This window comes from Dokdonella sp. (assembly GCF_039926425.1).
GTDB lineage: Bacteria > Pseudomonadota > Gammaproteobacteria > Xanthomonadales > Rhodanobacteraceae > Dokdonella_A.
Window position 1 is genome coordinate 1 of record NZ_JBDSWZ010000065.1, and the last position, 3540, is coordinate 3540.

Annotated in this window: 3 protein-coding genes; 2 read left to right on the plus strand and 1 reads right to left on the minus strand. The window is 64.1% G+C overall.

What is annotated here, in order from left to right:
- Positions 1-284 precede the first annotated feature (284 nt).
- The gene (locus ABIV12_RS03760) at positions 285-950 is read left to right on the plus strand and encodes a hypothetical protein (protein ID WP_348056379.1); all 666 of its coding nucleotides are present in this window, start codon (positions 285-287) and stop codon (positions 948-950) included.
- 142 nt (positions 951-1092) lie between these two features.
- On the opposite strand, the gene ABIV12_RS03765 is transcribed toward ABIV12_RS03760, so the two are convergent.
- Positions 1093-1452 carry a YciI family protein gene (locus tag ABIV12_RS03765; RefSeq protein WP_348056381.1) on the minus strand — a complete coding sequence of 120 codons (360 nt, stop codon included), beginning with the start codon at positions 1450-1452 and terminating at the stop codon, positions 1093-1095.
- Between the two features lie 238 nt (positions 1453-1690).
- Here ABIV12_RS03765 and ABIV12_RS03770 point away from each other — a divergent pair.
- The coding region (locus tag ABIV12_RS03770; protein WP_348056383.1) for a cytochrome c at positions 1691-3540 on the plus strand (1850 nt) is incomplete at its 3' end.

The window sequence follows — 3540 nt, forward strand, 5'->3', positions numbered from 1 at the left end:
GCGGGCGGCCGCCATGCGCGACCGGAGTCGGAAGAATGACATCCCGCAATCGATCGCTTGTCACCGTGGCTGCTCTGGCGGCCATCGTCGTGGCGTCTTGGCTCGCATTCCCGGAGCGTCGCCGGGATGATGTGGATCGCCGGCCGATCAACGGGCCGGCTGCCTCACGAATCGATGCCTCGAGGGTGCAGTCGCAACCGTCGAATGGTTTGGCAGACATGCCGGATCACCAGCCAGGATTCGTCAAACACAGAATCCCGCTGACTTTCGAGAACGCGCGCAACTTGCTCGCACTCGTTGAAGGAACAGATCATAGCCATGACGCCGCATCGCTCGGCGCGCGTGCGCGGGCGCTCGATGAGTGCAGCATTCTTGCCACCGCGCGCAACTATTTCGGCAATTTCGAAACGAACGACCCGTCCCTTGTGAGCGACTACGGCGCGACCCTTCCGATTGTCAGAAGGCACGTCAAAACCTACCTCGGGCGGTGTGTGGATCTTGCGCACGCGCGCGGCGCGCGTGGTGCGGAAGTCAACGCGTCTATCCATTTTGCAGCCGCCGCAGGCAATGCGTGGGCGAGAGCCCGACTTTTCGCGGCCGACTGGCGCGATCTGCCGCCGGGCGATTTCGACTCGGAGCTGACATCGCTCCTCGCCAGCCGTGATCCGGAAGTCTTCGGCGTTGTGGCCGACGTGATGAAGTGGCCACATCCGGACTCCCGCTTCGGCAACGTGTCGGGTTCTGACGTGGAACACTGGGCGTGGATGCTTGCAGCCTGTGATCTGGGCAAGCGCTGCAGTGCCAACGATGCGTTGATGAGAAACCTGTGTCTATTTGGCGGACTGTGTGGCGCGTACGTCGATCTGCGGCAGTTCCTGCGCGAATCGATGAGTGCGCCCGGTGAGATGGACGCCATCGAGCGGCAGGAGCAGGTGATTCTCGCCTTTTAGCGCAGGATGGGGCGTGACCTGTGGCGTTTCAGGTGCGCTCGTCGTCGCAGCAGCGCCTGCCTCGAGGCCTCTTCGCCAACAAGTGCGTTGCTGCTGAAGCCACTGACGCGCGAGCCTCCCCAACCCGCATGCGGAGGATGCGCTATCCGTTGGAATGCGGCCCATCCATGACCTGGTACGTGATGCACTCGCCATCGCCGGCCACGGCGAGAAAGCGCTGCGCTCCGTCGACCGCCGCTTCTCGCGATGCGTACTCGAGCATTGCGAAGCCGCCGACCCATTCCTTGGCCTCGGCGTAGGGTCCGTCGATCACTCGGGTGGCGCCGTTTTCACGCCGTACCACCGCGCCGTGTTGCGCGAGGGGCAAGAATCCGCCGCCCGAAATGAACTCGCCGCGCGAGACCGCGTCGGTGACGAACGCGTTCATTGCCTCGCGCTGGTCGGGCGTTTGCTGTCCATGATTGGTCTTCGGGTCGGGCAGGAACACGCTGAAATATTTCATGGTCGACTCTCCGGTGGGACACGGGTGCATTCCGCTGCCAATGACGTCCGTGGGCAGGGATCACAAAGACATCGAACGGGAGCGGCGAAAATCGACAGTGCCCGGCCTGTGCAGGCGCTTCGCTGCGTTCGTCTTCGAACGCGGCGGGACCGGCAGCGCATCCGGCCTTGCGCGGACTGCGCTGCTCCTGTGTACTTGTATCCTCGCGCCAAGGGGTGTGCGAGTCCAAGGGGATCCAATGGTCAACCGGTTCGGTCACTCGACGTCGCGCAGACGTCCGAGACGCGGGTTCCTGCACGGCATCCTCGACTTCACGCTCGGCAGCGCACTGCGCTGGGTTGCGTTACTGACACTGCTGGGCGCGGTGCTCGCGGTGGTCGGGTTCTTCGTGTTCGTCATGTATCCGGTGCGTTCGATTCCGTCGTACGAGAAGGTGGACGACTATGTCTACCTCGACCAGGGATGGGGCGCGACGGCCGACAGCGCCGATCGCCAGACGTACTACTACACGCCGCAAGGCACCTCGATGCCGCAGGGCGCGCTGACCACGCCGCTGCGTTACGGCTGGTTCGTCAATCTCGAAATGCCGCTGGACGAACATCGCTTTGCCGAGCCCGAGCATCTGAAGCGCTACCGCTTTATCGTCGATCCGCAACCGACGCCGCACAATCCCGATCGGCTGCCGGTCGGCTTCACGCGCCACTTCGATGCCGCGCTTGGGCAGTACGTGCTCGATGTGACCTGCGCCGCATGCCACACCGGCGAGATCCACGCGCAAAAGGACGGCAGGACCACCGCGATCCGCATCGACGGCGGGCAGGCGATGCATGCGTTCACCACCATGCAGCGCGGCGCGTTCGGCCCGACCCTCGTCGCGTCGATGATTGCCACCTGGGTCGATCCGTGGAAATTCGACCGCTTCGCACGCAACGTGATCGGTGCGCGCTATCCGGACGGAAAATCCGCGTTGCGGGGCGAGTTGTGGGACACGATCAAGGCGTTCGCGACGCAGGGCCAGAACAGTCCGCTGCGTCACCTTTATCCGGTGCAGGAAGGATTCGGCCGAACTGACGCGCTCGGGCGCATCGCGAATACGGTGTTTGGCGATCACTTGAGCGCCGCCAACTACCACGACGCCGGCGCGCCGGTGAGCTATCCCTACCTGTGGAACATCTGGAAGTTCGACTGGGTGCAATACAACGGATCGGTGAAGCAGCCACTCGCGCGCAACATTGGCGAAGCGCTCGGCGTCGGCGCAGTGATCCGGCTGACCGACGATTACGGAAATCCGGTGCCGATCGAACAGCGCTACACCTCGTCGCTGATCCTGCCAAACCTCGACCGGATCGAGCACACGCTGCAGAAACTCACGCCGCCGCGCTGGCCGGAAGACCTGCTGGGCGCGATCGATCCGGCGAAAGCAGCGCACGGCAAGGACCTGTTCGACACGCACTGTCAGGGCTGCCATGGACCGCATCCGGCCGATCGCACACGACAGCAGGCCAGCGCGCCCGGCAAGTCGTCTCCCGACACCGAATGGATGATCGAGGTGATTCCGGCCGACCACATCGGCACCGACCCGAGCGAAGCGAACGGATTTCTCTCGCGGCACTACGATCTTGGAAAAGCGGGCCTGACACACGAGGAGATCTCGCGCCTGGTGCGGCCGTTGCTGATTCGCAATCTCGCGCGCGACGTTCGCTGGCGTCTGCAGGAAACCATCGCGGCACGCACGGCGGCGGGCCAGGACGCAGGTCAGCTGCCGACCCTGCTTGCGGCGTATCCGGATCCGGACGCCAACGCGACGCCCGCGCTTGCGAACGAAAGTTTTGCCGCGATCGCCACCGAACTCGGCGGCACCGTGGCCCCAGGTGCGCCCACACCACCTGCGCGCTGCGATCTCGCCTGCCAGACACAAGCGCTGCTGAGCGACGTCACCCAGGGCGAGGCGAACATCGACACGTCGTTGAACGCGATCGACATCACCCACATGACCGAAGGCGAAGGACTCAACGTGCTTGGCTTGATGATCAAGGCGAAGTATTTCGCCGACCACCAGGTCCCCTACGAACGTCAGCAGTGCCTCGG